The organism is Roseateles asaccharophilus, assembly GCF_031458115.1.
In the GTDB taxonomy this organism is placed as follows: domain Bacteria; phylum Pseudomonadota; class Gammaproteobacteria; order Burkholderiales; family Burkholderiaceae_C; genus Pelomonas; species Pelomonas asaccharophilus_A.
On sequence record NZ_JAVDXV010000006.1, the window covers coordinates 329,878 to 351,005 of the forward strand.

14 protein-coding genes and 2 tRNA genes are annotated in these 21,128 nt (G+C 70.0%); 6 read left to right on the forward strand and 10 right to left on the reverse strand.

Features of this window, described 5'->3' with window-relative positions; all coding sequences use genetic code 11:
* The first annotated feature begins 61 nt into the window (after positions 1 to 61).
* Positions 62 to 952, forward strand: a complete 891-nt coding sequence (locus tag J2X21_RS16795; protein ID WP_310330511.1) for a GGDEF domain-containing protein — start codon at positions 62 to 64, stop codon at positions 950 to 952.
* Entirely contained in the window at positions 949 to 1,959 is a 1,011-nt protein-coding gene (locus J2X21_RS16800) for an AraC family transcriptional regulator (RefSeq protein ID WP_310330512.1), read from the forward strand. The genes J2X21_RS16795 and J2X21_RS16800 overlap by 4 nt, the downstream gene beginning before the upstream one ends.
* Before the next feature lie 159 nt (positions 1,960 to 2,118).
* Here the strand turns inward: J2X21_RS16800 and J2X21_RS16805 are convergent, their stop codons facing one another.
* From J2X21_RS16805 to J2X21_RS16825, 5 genes are read right to left on the reverse strand one after another with little or no spacing between them, the layout of a single operon-like run.
* Positions 2,119 to 4,296: an ATP-binding protein gene (locus J2X21_RS16805; protein WP_310330514.1), complete on the reverse strand. Its 2,178-nt coding sequence runs from the start codon at positions 4,294 to 4,296 to the stop codon at positions 2,119 to 2,121.
* Positions 4,293 to 6,263 carry a hybrid sensor histidine kinase/response regulator gene (locus J2X21_RS16810; protein WP_310330515.1) on the reverse strand — a complete coding sequence of 657 codons (1,971 nt, stop codon included), beginning with the start codon at positions 6,261 to 6,263 and terminating at the stop codon, positions 4,293 to 4,295. Before J2X21_RS16810 ends, J2X21_RS16805 begins: the two co-directional genes overlap by 4 nt.
* Positions 6,256 to 6,714 (reverse strand): response regulator, encoded by a 459-nt coding sequence (locus tag J2X21_RS16815; RefSeq protein WP_310330517.1) that lies wholly within the window; start codon positions 6,712 to 6,714, stop codon positions 6,256 to 6,258. Before J2X21_RS16815 ends, J2X21_RS16810 begins: the two co-directional genes overlap by 8 nt.
* Positions 6,715 to 6,721: 7 nt before the next feature.
* Entirely contained in the window at positions 6,722 to 8,923 is a 2,202-nt protein-coding gene (locus tag J2X21_RS16820) for an ATP-binding protein (RefSeq protein WP_310330518.1), read from the reverse strand.
* Positions 8,920 to 9,498, reverse strand: a complete 579-nt coding sequence (locus tag J2X21_RS16825) for a biliverdin-producing heme oxygenase (protein WP_310330519.1) — start codon at positions 9,496 to 9,498, stop codon at positions 8,920 to 8,922. The genes J2X21_RS16820 and J2X21_RS16825 overlap by 4 nt, the downstream gene beginning before the upstream one ends.
* Positions 9,499 to 9,797: 299 nt before the next feature.
* On the opposite strand from J2X21_RS16825, the gene J2X21_RS16830 reads away from it, so the two are divergent.
* Positions 9,798 to 10,484 (forward strand): N-acyl amino acid synthase FeeM domain-containing protein, encoded by a 687-nt coding sequence (locus tag J2X21_RS16830; protein ID WP_310330520.1) that lies wholly within the window; start codon positions 9,798 to 9,800, stop codon positions 10,482 to 10,484.
* 82 nt (positions 10,485 to 10,566) lie between these two features.
* Here J2X21_RS16830 and J2X21_RS16835 read toward each other — a convergent pair.
* The 5 genes from J2X21_RS16835 to J2X21_RS16855 all read right to left on the reverse strand — a co-directional run bounded on the left by J2X21_RS16835 (position 10,567) and on the right by J2X21_RS16855 (position 18,669).
* A tRNA-Arg gene (locus tag J2X21_RS16835) sits at positions 10,567 to 10,643 on the reverse strand.
* A 16-nt stretch (positions 10,644 to 10,659) separates the two neighbouring features.
* Positions 10,660 to 12,639: an OPT family oligopeptide transporter gene (locus tag J2X21_RS16840; RefSeq protein ID WP_310330521.1), complete on the reverse strand. Its 1,980-nt coding sequence runs from the start codon at positions 12,637 to 12,639 to the stop codon at positions 10,660 to 10,662.
* A gap of 178 nt (positions 12,640 to 12,817) precedes the next feature.
* Positions 12,818 to 12,894: transfer RNA gene (locus tag J2X21_RS16845), tRNA-Pro, on the reverse strand.
* A 28-nt stretch (positions 12,895 to 12,922) separates the two neighbouring features.
* The gene (locus J2X21_RS16850) at positions 12,923 to 16,132 is read right to left on the reverse strand and encodes a UvrD-helicase domain-containing protein (RefSeq protein ID WP_310330522.1); all 3,210 of its coding nucleotides are present in this window, start codon (positions 16,130 to 16,132) and stop codon (positions 12,923 to 12,925) included.
* Complete coding sequence (locus tag J2X21_RS16855) at positions 16,129 to 18,669, reverse strand: PD-(D/E)XK nuclease family protein (protein WP_310330523.1); 2,541 nt, start codon at positions 18,667 to 18,669, stop codon at positions 16,129 to 16,131. The genes J2X21_RS16850 and J2X21_RS16855 overlap by 4 nt, the downstream gene beginning before the upstream one ends.
* 144 nt (positions 18,670 to 18,813) lie before the next feature.
* Here J2X21_RS16855 and trxA point away from each other — a divergent pair, with 144 nt between their 5' ends.
* From trxA to J2X21_RS16870, 3 genes are all read left to right on the forward strand, one after another.
* Positions 18,814 to 19,143, forward strand: coding sequence for a thioredoxin TrxA (gene trxA / locus J2X21_RS16860; RefSeq protein ID WP_056876926.1), 330 nt, complete (start codon positions 18,814 to 18,816; stop codon positions 19,141 to 19,143).
* Between the two features lie 240 nt (positions 19,144 to 19,383).
* The gene (rho, locus tag J2X21_RS16865) at positions 19,384 to 20,649 is read left to right on the forward strand and encodes a transcription termination factor Rho (protein ID WP_268168107.1); all 1,266 of its coding nucleotides are present in this window, start codon (positions 19,384 to 19,386) and stop codon (positions 20,647 to 20,649) included.
* A 126-nt stretch (positions 20,650 to 20,775) separates the two neighbouring features.
* A complete protein-coding gene (locus J2X21_RS16870) occupies positions 20,776 to 21,027 on the forward strand; it encodes a type B 50S ribosomal protein L31 (RefSeq protein ID WP_132574493.1) in 252 nt (83 codons plus the stop codon).
* The last annotated feature ends 101 nt before the right edge of the window (positions 21,028 to 21,128 follow it).

Here is a 21,128-nt window from a genome sequence, read left to right on the forward strand (position 1 = left end):
CGTTGCGACTCCCCCGCCGGCGCTTCGCGACGCTGTCACACGCCGTTCATACGATGGCCTGATGACCCGCCTGACGCTGCCCTTCCCCTTCGCTGGCCGGCCCTTGAGCCTGCTGGCGCGCGAGCCGTTCTATCCGCTGCTGGCCCTGCTGCTGGCCGCGCTGGTGCTGGCCTTCGCGACGCTAGGCGTGCTGAAGCCGCTGGCCGAATGGCATTGGGTAGACCTGCTCAGCGAAGGCGGCATGGCCGTCATGGTGGGCGTGTGGCTGGTCTATGTGCGCGGCTCCCGCCCGGCCGGGCGCGTGACGACCTGGCTGGTGCTGGGCCTGGCGGCCATGCTGGTGGGCGAGTGGGTGGACGCACTGGACGAGATCTGGCGCCTGCCCAAGGCCGCGCTGTGGGACAACGCGCTGGAAGCGCTGACGCCGCTGGGCATGGTGCTGCTGACCGTGGGCCTGCACCACTGGAGCCAGGAGCAGCGCGTGCTGAGCCGCCAGCTGGCGCAGCGCGAGCGCTTCGTGCGAGACCACCGCGCGGTGGACCGCGTCACGCAGCTGGCCGACGCCGGCTACATGGCGCAGCAGATCCAGCTGGAGCGCGACCTGGGCCGCGACGGCTGCGTGGCGATGCTGGGCCTGACGGGCTTCGACGGCTTCGTGCGCGAGCATGGCATCCGCGCCGCCGACCGGGCACTGGAGGCGGCCGGCCTGACACTGCTGCTGAACCTGCGCGAGGGCGACCTGCTGTGCCGCTACGCCGGCGACCGCTTCGTCGCGCTGCTGCCCGGTTGCAGCGCGGCCGAGGGCGAGCGCCTCGTCGGCGATCTGCAGGCCGCGCTGGCCACGCTGAACCTGCGGCCGGGCCTGCGCCTGCCCGTGCGCGCCGCGCTGCACGCGACCGCCGGCACGCAGTCCCCTGAGCAGCTGCTGCTGGATCTCCTGCAAAAGCCATGACCGCGCTGCTGGCCCCGCTGGACATGCTGCGCGGCGAGCCGGCGGACATGCCGCCCTACGAGATCGACACCGCCTGCCTGCCGGCCACCGACCACGCGGCGCTGCTGGCCGAGTTCGCCCACCACCGCGGCATCGCGCTGCCGTGGCCGCAACAGCCGCTGATCTCGCCGCGCGAGCTGCTGGCGCTGACCGAGCCGCTGCGCGACGCTGGCGCCGACAGCGCCTTCGCACTGGGCCAGCTGCTGCTGCCCGGCCACTACGGCCTGGCCAGCCAGGCGCTGATGCAGGCCGGCGAGCTGGTGGACCTGCTGCGCCTGCTGTGCCGGTACGCGGGGCGGCTGACGCCGCTGCTCACACCGCGACTACTGGTGGACGAGCAGGAGCTGATCCTCGTCTGGACCGATGCCTGCGGGCTGCCCGCCGGCCTGCGCGGTTTCGTCGTGGACCTGCACATGAGCGCGGTCGTCAGCCTGTGCGCCTGGCGTGCGGGCCGGCGGCTGCCCTGGCGCTTCAGCTTCGACCGCACCGCGCCGCGCGACCACGCCCAGCACGCGGTGCACCTGGGCACGGCGCTGCATTTCGGCTGCCAGGTGGACGCGATGCGGCTGCCGCTGGCGCAGGCCGACGTCAGCTGGCCGGCCACGCCGGGCCTGGCAGCCACCGCGCTGGCCCGTCAGGCCGACCCGCAGGCGTTGCGCCGCGGGCTGCTGGCCGCGTTGGGCGACCGGCTGATGGCGCAGATTGCCGAAGCCCCCGGCCTGGAAGCGCTGGCCCTTGAAGCCGGCATGAGCCCGGCCACGTACAAGCGCCGCCTGGCGCGCCACGGCACTCACTACCAGGCCGAGGTGGACCGCGTGCGCACGCAGGTCGCGCTGTACCTGCTGGGGCCGCGCGGCCAGGGCCGCGATGCAGTGGCGCGGGCGCTGGGCTACTTCGACGGCGCCAACTTCCGGCGTTCGTTCAAGCGCTGGACGGGCCTGACACCCGGCCACTGGGCGCCCGGTTGACGAGCACAAAAAAAAGAAACCCCGGCCGCATGGCCGGGGTCAAGGACCGTCTTCCGCTGTCACGGTAGACGCCTGCTCAGGGAGGAACAGCAGGGGGCTGGAAGCCCGAAGCCAATGTAGGCGCGAAATCACGTGGAGCGTGTAGGACGGGACGCCGATTCAGTGCGGCGGCGCCAGCGGCAGCTCCAGCAGGAACACCACCTCGCCGGCCTCGTACGCGTAGCGGATGGAGCCGCCATGCGCGGCGGCCACCTGATCCACGATGTAAAGGCCCAGGCCCATGCTGCCGGGGTTGCGCGGGTTGCTGATGGACTGGCGCTTGAAGGGATCGAACAAGCCGTCCACCAGCTCGGGCGCAATGGGTTCGGCCGGGTTGCTGACTCGCAGCCGCGCATGGCCGCCCTCCCCGGTCAGCTGCACCGCGATGCGGCCGCGGCCGTGGTGGCGAGCGTTGCTCAACAGGTTGGCCGACATCTGCAGCAGCCGCATCGGGTCCAGCCGCGCCGCCAGCGTCGTGGGCAGGCTCACGTCCAGCGGCGTGTCGGGATAGGTCGCGCGCTGGTCCTCCAGTTGCTGGACCAGCAGCGCGGCGACGTCGGTGTCTTCCAGCTCCAGCGCCAGGCCCAGGCCGTTCTGCAGCCGCGTGATGTCCTGCAGGTCGCGCAGCAGCCGCTGCATGCGGTTGGTGGAGTTGCGGATGACGGTGGTGATGCGGTCGGTGGCGTTCTGCCGGTCCAGCACGATGGAGGCGACGCTGAGCGTGTGCAGAGGGTCGCGCAGGTCGTGGCCCAGTACGGCCCACAGCTGCGATCGCAGCCGGTCGAGCTCCAGCACGCGGTCGGCGTGCGCGCGGCTGACCATATCCAACAGCAGCGTGGCGCTTTCCAGTGCGACGTCGGACCACGGCACCGCCGTGCCGCGCACCGTCTCACGCCATTCGTCGAACGAGCCGCGCGGCGTCAGCCGCGGACCCAGCGGGCCGTGCGTCATCTCCTTCTCGGGCTTGCCGCCCCAGCGAATGGTCTCGACCTGCTCGCGCCGCAGCGCCACCAGCCAGCCCTGGCGCGGCGCGTCGAAGCGCAGCCCCAACACGCCGCAGTAGCGCTCGCCGCCGCCGGCCTCGGGCAGTTCGTCGCAGCGGTCCACCTGCACCAGTGCACGCTCGCGGGCCTGCAGCCACGTCACCAGCTGCGCGGCCCAGGCCTCGTCCACCGCACCGTGCACGCGCACGCGGCCGTTCAGGCTGACGAACAGCGCATCGCAATCCAGGCTCTCGCACAGGGCCGGCGCCTCGTCGGCCAGCACGTCCTGGGCCTCGTGGCCTTGCGCGATCTGCGCGGCGATGTCGGTGCGCAGCAGCGCGGCCCGCGCCATGGCGGCCTCGCGTTCGCGCGCGGTCAGCGACTGCACCGACGCCGCGATCAGCTGCGCGATGACGTCCGCCGCCATGCGTATCGCATACGGCACCGGCAGCGGCGCCATGTGGTGGCAGGCCAGCATGCCCCACAGCCGGCCGGCCACGACGATGGACACGCTCATCGACGCGGCCACGCCCATGTTGTTCAGGTACTCGACGTGGATGGGCGACACGCTGCGCAGCACGCTGTGGCTCAGGTCCAGCGGCTCGGCATGGCCGGCATCGGCCAGCAGCGGCACCGGCTCATAGCGCACGTCGGGGATCAGACGCAGCGTGTTCAGCACATAGAGCCGGCGCGCCTGCGCGGGGATGTCGCTGGCCGGGTAGCGCCGCCCCAGATAGGCCTCCAGGTCGTCGCGGCGCGCCTCGGCAACGATGTCGCCGCTGTCGTCATGTCGAAAGCGGTAGGCCATCACGCGGTCGAAGCCGGTCATCGCGCGCACCTCGGCCACGGCCACTTCCAGCAGCTTGTCGATGCCGGGCTGGCGCTTGAGCTTCTCCATCGAGCGGTAGGCCATCTGCGCGAAGCTGCTGAGCCGGTCGGCGCCGGCGTCGCGCAGCTCGAACTCGCACAGGCACAGGCCCTCATGCGCGTGCAGCAGGAGGTCGAAGCTGTGGCCGTTGAGTGCCACCTCGCGCGAATCGGGCATGGAGTCGCCGCTGCCCAGGGTGGCGATGGCCTGCTGCACGGCGCCGTAGATCTCGGCGTCGCCGCCCAGGTCGGCCATGCGGGGGGCGCGGCCCAGCTTCAGGTCCTGGCCCAGCAGCGCGGGCGCGTTCGCGCTCATCACCTGCAGCCGCCCCAGCCGGTCGAAGGCCAGCAGCGCGCCGTGCGGCTGGATCGAGCCCGGGATGTGGATGGGTTCGCGCTCGCAGTTGTCCAGCGTGACGAGGTCGGCCTGCACGGGGTTCGGGTTCATGTGTCGTTGTTCTGGGGCAGGACCGGGGTTCGCAGGGCGTCGAGTATGGCGCCGGCCAGCACGCGCATGTCGATGGGCTTGGCAACATAGCGCTGGAAGCCTGCGGCCAGCCCGGCCTGGCGGTCGGGCAGCATCGCGAACGCGGTCAGCGCCACGGCGGGCAGCGCGGCCGTGGCGGGCTGGGCGCGCACGCGGCGCACCAGTGACAGCCCGTCCATCTCGGGCATGCCGATGTCGGACACCAGCACGTCGAAGCGCTGGTGCGCCAGCAGCGCCAGGGCCTCGGCGGCGCTGCCTGCCGCGGTGACATCGGCCCCCAGCTCGCGCAGCGCGGCCTGGCCCACGTCGCGGGCATCCTGCTCGTCGTCCACCAACAGCACGCGCAGGCCGGCCAGCGACGGCAGGTTGGCTTCGGTCGAGGGCAGCGCCGGAGACGTGGGCCGGCTGGCCGGCGGGGGCGCCACGGGCAGGCGCACCTCGAAGCGCGAGCCCTGGTCCGCCCCTTCGCTGTGGGCCGAGATGCGCCCACCATGCAGTTCCACGATGGCGCGCGCGATGGCCAGCCCCAGCCCCAGGCCGCCGGCCTTGCGGGTGCTGGAGCTGTCCTCCTGGCGCAGCCGGTCGAACACATGCGGCAGGAACTCGGGCGAGATGCCGCGGCCGTTGTCCTGCACGCACAGCACCACCATGTCGCCGTCCAGCCGCGTCGACACATCGACACGGCCGCCATCCAGGCTGAACTTCAGCGCGTTGCCCACCAGGTTGGCGATGACCTGGGCCAGCCGCTGCGCATCGCCCGACACCCACAGCACGCCGCCGCCGGCGCAGTCCAGCGCGATGCGGCGCCCCTGCGCCGCATGCACATGCGACAGCAGCGCCTCGGCCATCAGCGCGCTGAGGTCCAGCACCTGCTGCTGCAGCTGCAGCTTGCCGGCCTGCACGGCGCTCATGTCCAGCAGGTCGTTGATCATGCGGGTCTGCAGCTGGGCGTTGCGGCGTATCACCAGCGCGGCCTTGGCCAGCAGTTCGTCCCCGCCGCCGCGCTTCTCCAGCACGTCGGCCCAACCGGTGATGGCACTCAGCGGCGAGCGCAGCTCATGCGACAGCACAGCCAGGAACTGGTCCTTCAGCTCGTTGCTGCGCTCGGCCTCTTCTTTGGCCTGGCGCAGCTGCAGCGAGGCGTTGTAAGTGGCGGTCCCGTCGCGCACGATCTTGGAGAAGCCGTTGTGCTCACCGGTCGCGCTGTACAGCGGCGTCAGCACGCCCTCGGCGCGCAGCCGGCTGCCGTCCTGCCGCATCAGCCAGCGGTCGTCGCGCGCCGAGCCGGCGGCCAGAGCGGTGGCCATCTCGCGCGCCAGCGCGCCTGCCACGCGGTCCTCGGGCGTGAACAACATCTCGGCCGACTGGCCACGCACCTCGTCCAGCGAGTGGCCGAAGATGCCGGCGGCTGCGCGGTTCCAGTCGCGGATCAGGCCGTCGCGGTCCAGCAGGATGACGGCGTAGTCCTGCAGCGAGTCGACGACGCGCGCGTACAGCGCGTCGGCCTCCCGCAACTGCGCCTGGGCCTGCTTCTGAGCCTCGCGCTGCGCCACCTCGCGCAACGCGCGCTCGATGACCAGCGGCAGCCGCGTGAGGCGCCCCTTCATCACGTAGTCGGTGGCGCCTCGCTTGAGCAGCTCGACGAGGTTCTCCTCGCCGATGACGCCCGACACGAAGATGAACGGCGTCAGCGGCGCAACGGCGCGGGCGTGATCCAGCGCCTCCGCGCCATTGAAGTCGGGCAGCTGGTAATCGGACAGGATGAGGTCGAAGCGCTCGCGCGCCAGCGCCTGCGTGAAGTCGGCCTCGTCCTGCACCCAGGTACAGCGCACCTGCGGATAGGCGATCTCCAGCGACGCGCGCAGCAGCTCGGCGTCGAACGCCGAGTCCTCCAGCAGCAGCAGGCTCAGGGCGTCGTCATCACTCATAGCGGCGCCCGGCGCGCAGCGAGCCGGGCGGCGGCTCGTTGAGAACCGCCCAGAACATGCCCAGGTCGGCAATGGCCGTGACGAACTGCTTGAACTCCACCGGCTTCACGACGTACGCGTTGACGCCCAGCGCGTAGCTCTGCACGACGTCCGACTCGGCCTGCGACGAGGTCAGCATGACCACGGGGATGCTCTTCAGAGTCTCGGTGGCGCGCACGGTGCGCAGCACTTCCAGGCCGTTGACCTTGGGCAGCTTCAGGTCCAGCAGCACGACCGCCGGGTTACCCTCGCTGCGGCCCGCATGGACGCCTTCGCGGTTCAGGTAGTCCAGCGCCTCGGCGCCGTCGCGCACGATGATGACTTCATTGGCCAGCTGGCTGCGCTCCAGCGCGACCAGCGTCAGTTCGAGATCGCGGGCATCGTCCTCAACGAGCAGTATGGGTTTGAGCATGGTGTTGTTATGCATGATGGGTTTCAGGTCGCGGCAGCACGAAGCTGAAGCGCGCCCCTCGGTCGGGGGCACCGTAGGCTTCGATGCTGCCGCCATGACGTTCGACGATGCGCCGCACGCTGGCCAGGCCGATACCCGTTCCCTCGAAGGCCTCGGCGCGGTGCAGGCGCTGGAACACGCCGAACAGCTTGTCGACATACTTCATCTGGAAACCCACGCCGTTGTCGGTGATGGCGAGGCCCACGCCGCGCTCGTCGTCGATGACGCTGATATCGATGCGGGCGGGATTGCGCGTTCGGCTGTACTTGACGGCATTGCTGATCAGGTTGCGCAGCGCCACCTGGATCAGCACCGGGTCGGCCCACAGCCGGGGCAGCGGCTGCTGCACGGTCCATTCGATGCGCCCGCCCGGCACGCGGCCGCCGTGCTCCTCGATCAGGTCATCCACCAGCAGTTGCGTGTCCAGCCAGCCGGACTTCAGCGCGGCGCGGCCCATACGCGAGAAGTCCAGCAGCGCGTCCACCAGCATGCCCGCATGCGCCGAGGCCTCCTTCACATGCGTCAGGTAGCGGCGCGCGCGGTCGCTGAGGCTGTTGCCGTCCAGCTCCAGCACGAGGTCCACGAAGCCGGCGATATGGCGCATGGGCGCGCGCAGGTCGTGCGACACGGTGTACGAGAAGGCCTCCAGCTCCTTGTTGACGCGGCCCAGCTCGCCTGCCACCTCGGCCATCTCCTCGGCGCGCCGCAGCACGATGCCGATCAGCGCGTGGCGCAGCTCCAGGGCCGCGTGCACCTCGGCCGCACGCCACGGTGCTGAGCGGCCGCGCACATGCTCCACCCAGCTCGCGAAGCTGCGGCGCGGGTGCAGGCGGCCGTCGGCCGCCGCGGGCTTGGCCGGCTCGCCGGCCCAGGTGATGCTCTGCACGATCTCGGGCCGGAACCACACCACGTAGTGGCGGTGCAGCCGGGAGATGGAGATGGCCAGCACGCCGGCGGCCGTCATGCCCTGGCTGGCGAAAGCCGGCGCGTCGTGCGCCAGGCGGTCGGAACTGCTGACCTCGTCGATGCGATTGGCCAGCCAGCGGCCCAGCCGCAGCACGGTGTCGGCATCCGGCGTCTCGCCGACGCGCCAGCATTGGTCGTTCAGGATGACCGCCGCACCGGCCGCCCGCACCAGCCGCAAAAGCGGGCCGGGCTCATCCACCAGGCGCTGCAGCGTGGCGTCGCTGTCCGCCATATGGGCCACGATGGACAACGTCAACTGGCGCAGTCGCGCCTGCTCGCTGACCTGCTCGTTCTCCTCCTTGGCCTCGACCTGCAGCGACAGCAACTGCCCCAGGTGCTCGCAGGCCATGCGGGTGGCGTAGGACAGCTGGCGCGGTTCATGGTTGTGGCAGGACACCAGGCCCCACAGCTCGCCGCGCACGATGATGGAGACCGACATCGACGCCAGCGTGCCCATGTTGCGCATGTACTCCAGGTGCACCGGCGACACGCTGCGCAGCTGCGCCTGCGACAGATCCAGCGACAGCGCCGCGCTGCGGCCATCGGCCAGCTGGACAGGCACCGGCTGGTAGTTGGCGTCGGGGATCAGGCGCAGATGGTTGAGCCGGTACAGCGCCCGTGCCTGTGCGGGAATGTCGGAGGCCGGAAAGTGGTGGCCCTGGTAGCTGGCATAGCCGTCATCCAGCGCCTCGGACAGGACCTCGCCATGGCCATCGCCGTCGAACCGGTAGACCAGGCAGCGCCCGAACCCGGTCAGCCGCTTCATCTCGACCGCGACGATGCGACAGACCTCGTCCACCGACGTCGCGCGCTGCATCAACGGCACGACGTGGCGGGCCAGACTGTAGATGGGCGCGCGGGCGCCTGCGTCCGCTGCCGACTCCTCCAGCTCCAGGTGCACCAGTTCGCCCAGCCGGTGGGCGGACAGATGCAGCGCCCGCCCGCCCAGCTCGCAGCCACCCAGCGACATGGCCCCCTCGCCGTCCACCAGCCGGGCCCAGTCGCCCCGCCGCGCGGCGGCAAACGCGGCCAGCGGCGCCGCCAGCTCGTCACCCAGCAGCTCGGGCCAGTTCTTGCTCCACGCGACCACGTCGCCGCCATCGGCCGCGACGCTGAGCAGCCAGCCATGCGGCTGAATCGCCCCCGGCACGCGGATGGGCTCGCTGGCGCAGCTGTCGAGGTCGGTCGCTGGCACGGCGCTCATGAGACCAGCGGCTCGAAGTGGCGGATCAGCGTCTCAAAGGTCCGTTCGGCGGCGCGGCAGGCCGCACGGCGGCGCCCGTCGTCGTCGCCCACCTCGGCCACGGCGCGCTGGCGGAAGTCCCGCCACATCGCCCCCGTGCGCTCGCCATGGCCGTGGAAGTAGCTGGCGCCGCGCCCGGGCTCCAGCCCCAGGTCGCGCTTGAGCCAGGGCGTGATGACCTGCCCGCCCAGCGCCGAACCCTCGATGACGTACAGCGACCCGAAAGCAGCGGGCAGGCTGGCTTCCGGCAGGCAGTTCGGCACCTCGTCGCCCGCCTTCTCCGGCGCCCCAAGGAAGGCGAGGTCGGCGGCCGCGAACGCGGCGCGGCCGCGAGCGTCCAGCCAGCCGTGCAGGCGCTCGGGCATCGCGCGCCGCACCTCGGGCTCCCAGGCGGCCAGAAAGCCGTGGAAGCCGCCGATGATGGCGCCGTAGCGCTCCAGCGCCATCGGCCCGTCCAGCCCCAGCAGGCGCTCGATGCGCTCGTGATGCGGCCGCGTCGCGGCGCGCAAGTCGCCCAGCAATCTGTCCCCCGGCATCCCTGCCGCCTCCGTGTTGCCCATTCGATGCTGCCCCGCTTCACTCATTCTTTGCGGACGGGGACACGCAAAAAGCAAGCCCGCCCAGAGGGCGCCGCCTACGGGCATGCGAGCCGCCCGCAGGCGTGCATCTGCAACATTTACCGAAATTCCTGCCGCGACCCGGAACGAAGCGCCAGCCGTGAGAAATCTCATGACGCAGTTGCGAGCGATGTATCGGTCTGTGAGACCGCCGGTTTGCACGGCAATGCATCCCTAGACTCCGCGGCTCGCGCATGGAGCGCGGAGGATGCTTGTACATGATCCCTGTTTACGAGACGCGGCGCCCGCCGTCGCGGGACGGCCTCGAGGCCACCCCGTTGGAATTGGACAGCGGCTTCGGCGGTCTCGACGGCGAGGCGTTCGACCTGGTCGAACGCCGCTATAGCGACCGTGGGCTGCGCGTTACGCGCGAGCGCTACAACAGCCGCAGCCAGGATGGCGACATCGTCTGCACGGCACGCGACGGCGAACGCATCGTGGGCACGCTGTCCGTGCGGTTCGACGGCCCCGGGGGCCTGCATGCCGACCAGCTGTTCGGCCAGGAACTGGACGACTGGCGCTCGCTGGGCTTCACGCTGTGCGAATTCGGCGGCCTGGCCGTCGACACGCATTCGCGCGAACCCAAGCGCGTGCTCGCGCAGATCTTCCACCTGGGCTATCTGCACGCCCATCGCCGCGCGGGTTTCGACCGGCTGGTCATTGAGGTGAACCCACGCCACGTGCCCTTCTACCGACGCTGCCTGGGCCTGATGCCGGCCACCGAGGCCCGCCACAACCCGCGCGTGGACGCGCCCGCCGTGCTGATGAGCCTGGACTTCGCCAGCGTGCGCGAGCAGATCGCGCGCTGGGGCGGCCAGCCCGAGATGCTGGCCGCGGCGCGCAACCTGTATCCGCTGGCCTGGGACGAAGCGACCGAGGCGACCATGCTGGCGCGCCTGCTCTAGCGAAAACCGTGAGTCATTTCACGAGTTGCGGGCAGCAAAAAGCGCCTGGGCCGTGATGGCACCAGGCGCTTTCCATTGGACTTGGCCTGCCCGGAGGGACTCGAACCCCCGACCTGCTGCTTAGAAGGCAGCTGCTCTATCCAGTTGAGCTACGGGCAGACAGAACGCGCGATTATCAGATCAACACGTTGATGATCGCGTTGCCGATGCCCATCAGCGCGGCACCGGAGATCAGGCCGGCGCAGATGGGCTCCATGCCTTCGACCCAGACGCGGTGGCCTTGGGTGCCGGGCGTCTTGTGCTTGCGGCCCATGAAGAAGAACAGCAGCGCGCCGAGGAACATGGCCAGCACGGCCTCCGGCGGCAGCACCACGCCCAGGCCCGTGGCCACGGCGGACAGCTGGAACTTGCCCTTGCTCTTGATGCGCGCGACTTCCATCGCGACGGCGGCCAGCGCGGCCACGCCCATGGAGATCAGCGCCGACGTCGGCAGGCCCTTCAGACCCTTGGCGATGATGTCGGCCACGCCCTTCCACTGCAGTGCAGCAGGCATCGCGAACTGGTCGGACACCAGCGTGGCGACGCTGCGCACGCCGCTGGCGTCGGGCGCCAGGAACAGCAGGTAGAACAGCGGCACGCAGAACAGCACGCCGGCCAGGTTGCCGATGATGTGGCCGATGGCCTGGTGGCGCGGCTTGCCGCCCAGCATGTAGCCGGGCTTGATGTCGGACAGCAGGTTGGCCGCGTTGGACGCGATCTCGCTCGTCATGCCGGCCGGCAGCAGGTTGGAGCCGGGGTTGGTGCGGTCGATGGCGCCCATCGTGAACTGCGTGATCTTGGACAGCGAGCCCGTCGGCGTCCACGAGGTCAGCGCCATCGAGTTCGTGCAGATGATGGTCAGCACGAAAATCAGCGGCAGCGAGATCAGCGCCAGCCAGAACGGCACGTCGAAGAAGGCGTGCGTGACATAGCTGCCCAGCACGCTGAACACCGGCACGCCGATGTAGCTGATCCACAGCGGCACCTCGATGTCCTTCAGCAGATCGACGCCCTCGCCCTTGGTGGCCGGCGCCTTGCGCTTGAAGGCGCTCTTGAAGATCTCGGGCTTGGCGAGCAGGCCCACCAGCGCGCCGACGACCATCATCGTCACGCCCCACCACAGCGACCACTGGTTGACGATCTCGGCGCGGTTCAGCGGCACCAGCACGCCGTTGGCGCCGATGCGCGGCGCGATGTCGCCCATCTGGATCATCATGGGCGCCAGCACGACGAAGTTGATGAAAGCGCCCAGGAAGCAGCTGGTCGCGACCGCAATGCCCATCAGGCCACCGACGCCCAGCATGGCGGCATCCAGCGTCAGGCGCAGGCCCAGCTGGCGGATGTCGGTGCCCATGATGGTGGGGATCAGCGCCGTGGTCTTGCCGGCCCAGGCGTAGTAGTAGTGGTCCAGGCGCTCGTGCAGGTGCCAGGGTTCGGTCATGCCGGCCCACTTGTCCATCATCAGGATCTTGAACTGGACCAGCTTCATCCAGCCGTCGCTGACGATGGCCTGGTACAGCGCCGTGAAGCCGCCGACGACGCCCAGCAGCTTGGCCTTGAAGACGCCCTCGCCGCCTTCGCCGTGGTACAGCGAGTCCAGCACCACGCCACAGGCGCGGCCTTCGGGGAAAGGCGCCTGGTCTTCATTGATGAAGCGGCGCTTCAGCGGGAAGGCCAGCAGCACGCCGATCATGGAAACCACGAAGATCCACACCATCAACTGCCACCAAGTCGGGATGACGCCGGTGACCAGCATGTAAGCCGCGAGGCTGGAGAACAGCGGCGTGATGACGTAGCCGGCCGCGGTCGCGATGGACTGGGTGCAGTTGTTCTCGAGGATGGTGTAGTCCTGCGCGAAGCCGCTGGCGTGCAGCGCGCGGAACAGCGCGAAGGCCAGGATCACCGAGGTCAGGCCCACGCCGATGGCGATGCCGGTCTTGGCGCCGATGTACAGGCCGGTGGCCGACAGGATGCCGCCCAGCAGGAAACCGGTGAAGCCGGAACGCAGCGTCAGCTGCGCCATGTCGCCACGGAAGACGTTCTTGAACCACCACTCGTCCTTTTGGGCGCGGCTCCAGGTGGCGATCTGCTCGTCGGTCAGGTGTTGAATAGCCATGGTCTCGGGCGCGGCTTGTGGCCTTGCCGGGGTGTTGCAGCAATGCGGGCGATTCTCCCGGCCGACCGCTCGGTCGGACTTTGGGGGATGCCCCAGGGGCGAAACCCCGGGATGCGGGGCTTCACAAAGACAAAACCCGCCTGCGGTCAGAGCCACAGGCGGGTTTTGAGGAAGGGTTTGGTCGGGGCGGCGGGATTCGAACTCGCGACCCTCTGCTCCCAAAGCAGATGCGCTACCAGGCTGCGCTACGCCCCGATCAAGCCCGCCATTCTATGCCAGCGAATCAGCCCACCGGAATGAAGCGTCCTGTGCCGCTGATCAACGCAGCCTTCACCGGCTCGCCGGGCTGCAAGGATTGCACCGCGGCAACGTAGCCGCGCATCTGCTCGAGGTAGGCCGGCTCGCGCTCCGGCGTGGCGCCCAGCTTGTAGTCCAGCACCCACCAGCTGCCGTCGCGCTTCTGCACGAGGCGGTCGATGCGTTGATCGTCACCGCCCTGCCCCACGGCCACCTCGTTGCCGGCCCACAGCAGCTCGGCCGGGTCGAAGAACGGCCGGCAGTCGGCGCTGGCCAGGATGGCACGCGCGGCCTGCGCCAGCTGCTCGCGCGACTTGGCATCCAGCCCGAAGGCCTGCGAGGCCGATGCCATCAGCAGCTCCAGCGGCTGCGCCTGGCCGGGCGCGGACACCCACTCCAGCACGCGGTGCAAGGCCTCGCCGGTGCGGGCCTGGCGTTCGTTGCGTGCCGTGCCATCGCGCGTCGCCGCGGCTGGCGGCGGCTGCCAGATGGGCAGCGGCGCCAGCCGCGGCGGCTGCGCGTCACCGTGCCCGCCCAGCACCAGGTCCAGCGCCCAGGGCTGGGACAGCGGCTGCAGCCGATCCCACCAGCTGGTGGCATTGCTGCGGCCTGGCGTGTGGCTCAGCACGAGCGCGCGGCGGGCCCGTGTCAGCGCGACATAGAGGCTGTTCAGCTCCTCGCGCTCGCGGGCGGCTTTCTCTTCATCCACCAAGGGCTGCAACGACGGCGGTGCCTTGGCTTCGGAGGCCAGGAAGGCGGCACGCCGGGGCGATGGCTGGCCCACGGGCCAGTCCAGCAGCAGCCCCAGCGTCTCGGCCTTGGGGGGCGAGGCGTCGCAGTCAAGCAGGAACACGACCTCGGCCTCCAGGCCCTTGGCGCCGTGGATGGTCAGCAGCTGCACGGCGTCGGGCGCGGCGGCGGGCACGAACTTGGGCGGCCGGGTCTTCAGCGCGCGCACGAAGCCGTAGAGCTGCGCGTAGCGGCCGCCGTCCAGATCCAGCGCCGCATGCAGCAAGGCCTGCACGCTCTGCAGTCGCACGGCCGCATCCGCCGCGGGCACTGCGGTGGCGATGCGAGCCAGCAACTCGCCCTCGTTGGCGATGAGGTCCAGCAGCTCGTGCGGCGTCAGCCGCCGGGCCTGTTCGCCCCAACGCGCCAGCAGCGCCTGCGCGCGGGCCAGCGCGGTGCTGGGCGCCGTCAGCGACTGCAGCGCCGCCCACCAGGAACGGCGCTCGACGACCGGCTCGCCCAGCCATTGCGCCGTGCCGGCCGCCTCGGCCAGCACCAGCAGGTCGGCCTCGGTCACGCAGAACAGCGGGCTGCGCAACGCACGCGCCAGCGACAGGTCGTGGCCGGGCGATGCCAGCACGTCCAGCAGCGCCAGCAGGTCGGCCACGTCGGGCAGATCGGTCAGCGGCTGCTCCTCCGGCGCTGCGTGCGGAATGCCGGCGGCCGTCAGCGCCTCGCTCAACTGGCGCAATGGGTCGCGCTTGCGGGCCAGCACGAACAGGTCGCCCGGCTTCAACTCGGGTCGCGCGCGCAGCAGCCCGACGATGGCGCCGCAGACGCGCTCGCACTCGGGCGCGCGGCGGCTGATCTCGGCTTCATGGCGCGGCTCGGTCAGGCTGGGCCGCCAGCGCAGCGGGTCGGCGTCCGGCGGCGCCGGTGCGTCCACCACCTCGGCGTCCAGTGCCCATAAGCCTGCCAGTTCATCCACCTCGCCGACCTCGGTCGTGTGCACGCGAAACCCCTCGTAATGCCCGGCACGCTGCGCGCTGTCGAACGCCGCGTTGACGGCGGCCAGCACCTCCGGCGCATTGCGCCGCGTGTGATCGCAGGCCAGCCGCACGCCGGCCAGGCCTTCGCAGACAAAGGCCTGCGCGGCGGCGAACACGCGCGGGTCGGCACGGCGGAAGCGATAGATGCTCTGCTTGGGGTCGCCCACGATGAACACCGACAGTGGCGACCCCGCACCCGCGCCGGCATAGGCGGACAGCCAGCCGCTCAGCGCCTGCCACTGCAGCGGGCTGGTGTCCTGGAATTCGTCGATGAGCAGGTGGCGCACCTGCGCGTCCAGCCGCTGCTGCACCCAGCCGGCCGTCTGCGCGTCGGCCAGCAGTGCCAACGCGCCGCGCTCCAGGTCGTTCATGTCGACCAGGCCGCGCTCGCGCTTGAGCGTCTCGAACGCTTCCACCAGCACCAGCGCCAGCCGGCGCATCGCCGCATGTTCGTCGGCGGCCCGCTGCTGCTGGATGGCGCCCTGCAACCGCTGCAGCTCGCCGAGCAGTTCGTCCATGTCGGCGTCGTCCACGCCCAGCTTGCGCGGCTCGCCCTTCAGCGTGAACAGCGCCGCCCAGGCCGCGTCGAAATCCTCGGCCTGTTGCAAGGCATTGGCCGCGTCCTGCGCCTTCTTGCCCTTGGCCTGGCCCAACTGGCGCGCGAGCCCCTGCAGCGGCTCGCGCAGATGGCCGAAGAAGGCCTCGGGCGTCGTGCCCAGCAGCTCGACCGCGCCGGGCAGGCTGGCTTCCAGCACGCCGGCCCGCTCGGACAACTGCAGCTCCACGCGCTTGGCAAACGCGCCCAGCAGCCACTCGCGCAGGTTGAAGCGGCCACGCGACTGCGTCAGCGCCTGGAAGTCGGCGCGCAAGCCGTCGTCCGCCAGCACGGCGGCATGGAAGCGCCGCCACAGCGTGGGCATCAGCTCGTCCTCGTCCTCCAGCAGCTGCAGTTCGGGCGCGATGCCCTGCTGCTGCAGGAAGGCCAGTGGCGCGGCGCGCAGCAGCTGCGAGAACCAGCCGTGGAAGGTGCGCACCTCCACGGCGCGGCCGCCGCGCAGCAATTCCCCCTGCAGCGCGGCCAAGCGCGGCCGCAGCGCAATGGCCTCGTCGGCCGACATGCCGCGCTGACGCAGCGCGGTGATCTGTTCCGCCTCCGGCGCGTGCGCGAACTCGGCCAGCCATTCGGCCAGGCGTTGGCGCATTTCGCCGGCGGCCTTGCGCGTGAAGGTGATCGCGACGATCTGCTGCGGCTCGGCACCGGCCAGCAGCGCACGCAGGATGCGTGACACCAGCATCCACGTCTTGCCCGCGCCGGCGCAGGCCTCCACGACGATGCTGCGCGCCGGGTCACAGGCCAGCGCGTAGAAGTCCTCGCGTGGGATGCGCCGGCCGTCGGCCCAGTAAGCCAGCTCGGTCATGCGGCGCTCCAGTCGTCTTTGCGGCACAGGCCGCGCGCTTCGCAGAAATCGCAGACGCGGCCCTCGCCCAGCGCGGGCAGCAAGGCGCCGCCCCGGATCGCTTCGAGGTCGGATTGCAGCCCGTCGCGCAGAGCCAGCGCGGTCTCGCTGACCTTTTCATGCGGCAACACCGTGACACCCTTGCCGTCGTCCAGCACCAGATAAGCCGCCTTCAGGTCGTCCGTCGCCCCGGACAGCAGCGCATAGGTCGCCAGCTGCGTGTCTTCCAGCGGCACGGCAAGCTTGTCTTTCAAGCCCTTCAGGTCGCCGGTCTTGTAGTCCAGCAACCACGTGCCAGCAGGAGAATCGTCGATGCGATCCAGCCGCCCCTTCAGCAGCAGGCCGTCCAGCGGCGCCGCAAAGGGCCGGGCCTCGCGATCCACCTCGCCGGCCGCAAAGCGCTGGCCGCTGGCCTCGATCTCGGCCAGCCAGTCCAGGTACAGCGGTTTCAGCCGCTCGAAGGCGGCGGTGAACGGCAGAAAGTCGGTCTCGTCGAGGAAGGCCAGTTCGGCGGCCGCAGCGGCGCCCAGTGCGGTGGCGTCATCGTCGCCACGGGCCTCGTGGAAGCGCTTCAGCACCGCGTGCAGCCAGGTGCCGTAGTCGCGCTTGTCGGGTTCCAGCTCCAGCTCGTCGGCTTCGCGCAGGCCCAGCAGCGAGCGGCTGAAGAACTGGTAGGGGCAGTTGCGCAACGCGTCGATGGCGCTCGCGCTGAACGCTGCCGGCAGCCGGCCGCCCGCGTCGGCCTCGGCGCGGCCACGGGATTGAGGCTCGGCGCTGCGCGGCTGACGCTCGTCCACCCAAGGCGTCAGGGCGCAAGTCAGCCGCTGCAACAAGGGGCTGGGCGGCAGCGGCTCGGCGCCGGCGAACTCGCAGCGCAGCAGCGTCAGCACCGGCGCGCGCAGCAGCTGCGCAAAACCCAGCGCCTCGGCCTCGCGGCGTTCGGCCAGGCTGGGCAGGCCCAGCGCAGCGGCATCGGCGTCGCTCAACAGGCCAGCCTGCGGGTTGACCGGCCCCAGCGTGGCGGCGTCCGCGCCCGGCAGCACGATGGCACCGAACGGCCGCAGCATCGCGCGGGCCAGCGGCGTGATGACGACCTCGGCCGCGCCCGCCTCTTCCGCCGGTTCGAACTGCGCGGCTTCCAGCGTTTCGTCCACCCAGGCCAGGAACTCGTCGGGCCGCAGCCGCGTCTGCGCCAGCGCGGCCTCGTGGGCGCTGCCGGCCCAGGGATTGCGCGAGATCCACAGAGCCTCCAGCAGCGCCTCACCGCCCGCCACGTCGACCAGCGAGCCCAACCCGCTCAACGCCTGGCCCAGCGCGATCAGCCAGCCGGCCAGCGACCGCGATCCACCGGACAACGGTTCCAGCTGACGCCGCGCACGCTGCCAGACGGCGCCCACAGCGGGCGGCAGCGTGGCGACGTCCAACTGCGCCGCCTGCCGCCAGCCGAAGCGCCGGCAGCGTGCCTCGAGCGCCTGCACGTCCCAGCCGGTGCCCAGGGCGGATTTCATCCAGGCCAGCCAGTCGTCCACCGCACCGCCCGCCAGCGCGGCGCGCAACAGCGCCATCACCGCCGCGGCGGCCGGCGTGGTGGCCAGCGTCCAGCCGGTTTCGTCGTGCACCGGCACACCTTGCCGCGCCAGCAGCGCACGCACGCGGCGGATGGCGACGCGGTCCTGCGCCAGCAGTGCCACCGGGCGCCGCCCGGCATTCAGGTGCTGGATGACGGCTGTCGCGGCCTGGGCGGCCAGCGTTTCAAAGTCGGGAGCGACAGCTTCCTCGACGCGCGCCGTGGGCGTGACCCGGTCGAGATCCAGGTCGGCATCCAGGCACAGAGTGGGGATGCCGGTGGCCTGGGCGAGGATGGCCTGCGCAAAAGGATCCGGCCCGCCCACGCGCAGCCAGATCCAGGCACCTGGGCTCAGTGTGAACACGGTGTCGGTGGCCGGCCGGCGGTCATCGGATGCCACCCAGGCCAGCGCGACCTGGGTCAGCGCGCGTTCCAGCACTCCCGGGCCGGCGTCCCCCGCCGCCAGTCGCTGGCGGGCCTCGTCCATGAAGGCGGCTCGCCGCTCGGGCGGAACCTGGGCGGCGGCACGGGCCAGCGCCTGGGCCGTCTCGACCAGCCGGGCCAGCGCCACGCGGTAGTCGCGCGGGCTGCTGCGCTTGAGCGGCTCTATCCAGCTCTGGCCGGCCAGCAGGCGGTCGGCGGTGAAGGCGTCGATGGCGGCGTCGCCGGTCAGTTGGTCGGGCGCGGCCAGCGCCGTCGGGCCCAGCGCCGAGGCCAGGCTGTGGCTGGTGGTGATGCGCGGCTGCCAGCCGCCGCGGGCCAGGAAGGCCCGGCGCGCCGGGGCGATCTGTTGCGCGAAGGGCAGCAGCAGCACGGCGTCGCGCAGCGGCACGCCCTGGGCTGCCAGCCAGTCCGCGCAGGTGCCGGCCACGCGGTGCCAGAAGGCAGCGATGTCTTCCCCGGCCACCAGGCCGAGATTCAAGTCTTGCAAGAAAGGCCTCCCGCCCCCATGTGAGCCTGCGTACCGGTCACCCCGCTGACCGTCCGGGCAAAAGTGGCTATGTCACAATCATTTTGCCCATCCGGACGGCGCCCGAGCGCGACCGCCAACCCTTTGAGGCCAAGGAACCCTCTCATGAGCAGCGAATTGATCAAGCATGTTTCCGACGCGTCCTTCGACGCCGACGTGATCCAGTCCGGCAAGCCGGTATTGGTGGACTACTGGGCCGAATGGTGCGGCCCCTGCAAGATGATCGCGCCCATCCTCGACGAGGTGGCCACCGGCTACGGTGACAAGCTGCAGGTCGCCAAGATGAACGTGGACGAGAACCGCGAGGTCCCCGCCAAGTTCGGCATCCGCGGCATTCCGACGCTGATGCTGTTCAAGGACGGCCAGCTGGCTGCCACCAAGGTCGGCGCCCTCTCCAAGGCCCAGTTGACCGCCTTCCTCGACGCGAACCTATAATCGCGTTCAACTGCTGCGGTGCTCCTGGCGCCCACGGCGCCCCGCCGCAGCAGCCAAAGCCAACACGCCCCGGGTTCCACGAAGGAGCCCAGCCAGCGTGGCCTCGGCTCCCCCTCCCCCACTTTCTGAATCCGCATCGCTCGCTGTTTGAGCGTTTGCCCTTTCGGTCCTTTCCCGGGGCGGCCGTGGAATCGCCGTTGCGCCTTGGCTGGCGCTGCGGCCCCTGACGGGTATCCACCCATGCATCTTTCCGAACTGAAAGCGCTCCACGTCTCGGCCCTCATCAAGATGGGCGAGGAGCTGGAGATCGACAACGTCACCCGCCTGCGCAAGCAGGAGCTGATGTTCGCCATCATGAAGAAGCGCGCCAAGGCTGGCGAGCAGGTTTTCGGTGATGGCGTCCTCGAAGTGCTGCCGGACGGCTTCGGCTTCCTGCGCTCCATCGAGGCCAGCTACATGGCGTCGACCGACGACATCTACCTGTCGCCCAGCCAGATCCGCCGCTTCAACCTGCACACCGGCGACCTGGTGGAAGGTGAAGTGCGCGTGCCCAAAGACGGCGAGCGCTACTTCGCTCTCGTGAAGGTCGACCGTGTGAACGGCCAGACGCCCGAGGAGAGCAAGAACAAGATCATGTTCGAGAACCTGACGCCCTTGTTCCCCAAGGAGCAGTTCAAGCTCGAGCGTGAAGGCTACAAGGGCGAGGAGAACATCACCGGCCGCATCATCGACCTGACCTCGCCCATCGGCAAAGGCCAGCGCGCGCTGATCGTCGCCCAGCCCAAGACCGGCAAGACCGAGATGATGAAGAGCATCGCCCATGCTCTGGTCGCCAACCACCCGGACTGCCACCTCATCGTGCTGCTCGTCGACGAGCGCCCCGAGGAAGTGACCGAAATGCTGCGCACCGTGCGCGGTGAGGTCATCAGTTCCACCTTCGACGAACCGGCCGCCCGCCACGTGCAGGTCGCCGAAATGGTCATCGAGCGCGCCAAGCGCCTGGTGGAACTGAAGAAGGACGTGATCATCCTGCTGGACTCGATCACCCGCCTGGCCCGTGCCTACAACAACGTGCTGCCCAGCTCCGGCAAGGTGCTGACCGGCGGCGTGGACGCCAACGCGCTGCAGCGCCCCAAGCGCTTCTTCGGCGCGGCGCGCAACATCGAGGAAGGCGGCTCGCTGACCATCATCGGTACGGCCCTGATCGACACCGGCTCCAAGATGGACGAGGTGATCTACGAAGAGTTCAAGGGCACCGGCAACTGCGAAATCCACCTGGATCGCCGCATGGCCGAGAAGCGCGTCTACCCGTCCATCCTGATCAACAAGTCGGGCACGCGCCGTGAAGAGCTGCTGCTGAAGCCGGAAATCCTGCAAAAGAGCTGGATCCTGCGGAAGCTCCTCTACAACATGGACGAGATCGAGGCGATGGAGTTCATCCTCGACAAGATGAAGGCGTCGAAGAACAACCTGGACTTCTTCGACATGATGCGGCGCGGCGGCTGACCCTTCCCAGCCCAACTAGCCAGACCGTAGCGAAGCCGGCTACAATCGCCGGTTTTCCGCCCAGACACCCCTGGAAAGTGCGCCGACCGTGGTCAGCGTGGCTCCCAACCTAGCCAAGAGGTTCCCATGAAAGAAGGCATTCACCCCAACTACCGCGACGTCGTGTTCGTCGACCTGTCCAATGGCTTCCAGTTCGTGACGCGCTCGACCGTCCAGACCAAGGAAACCATCGAACTCGACGGCAAGACCATGCCGCTGGTGAAGCTGGAAACCACCAGCGAATCGCACCCCTTCTACACGGGCACGCAAAAGAGCGTGGACAACCTGGGCGGCCGCGTCGAGAAGTTCCGCAACAAGTTTGCTCACCTCAAGAAGTAATCCGTCGAGGCGGTCTCGCACCGCTTCCGGACACAAGGGCAGCCTCCAGGCTGCCCTTTTTCGTTTCCGCAGCTTCGGCAGCCCGCTGTCGTTTCTACGGC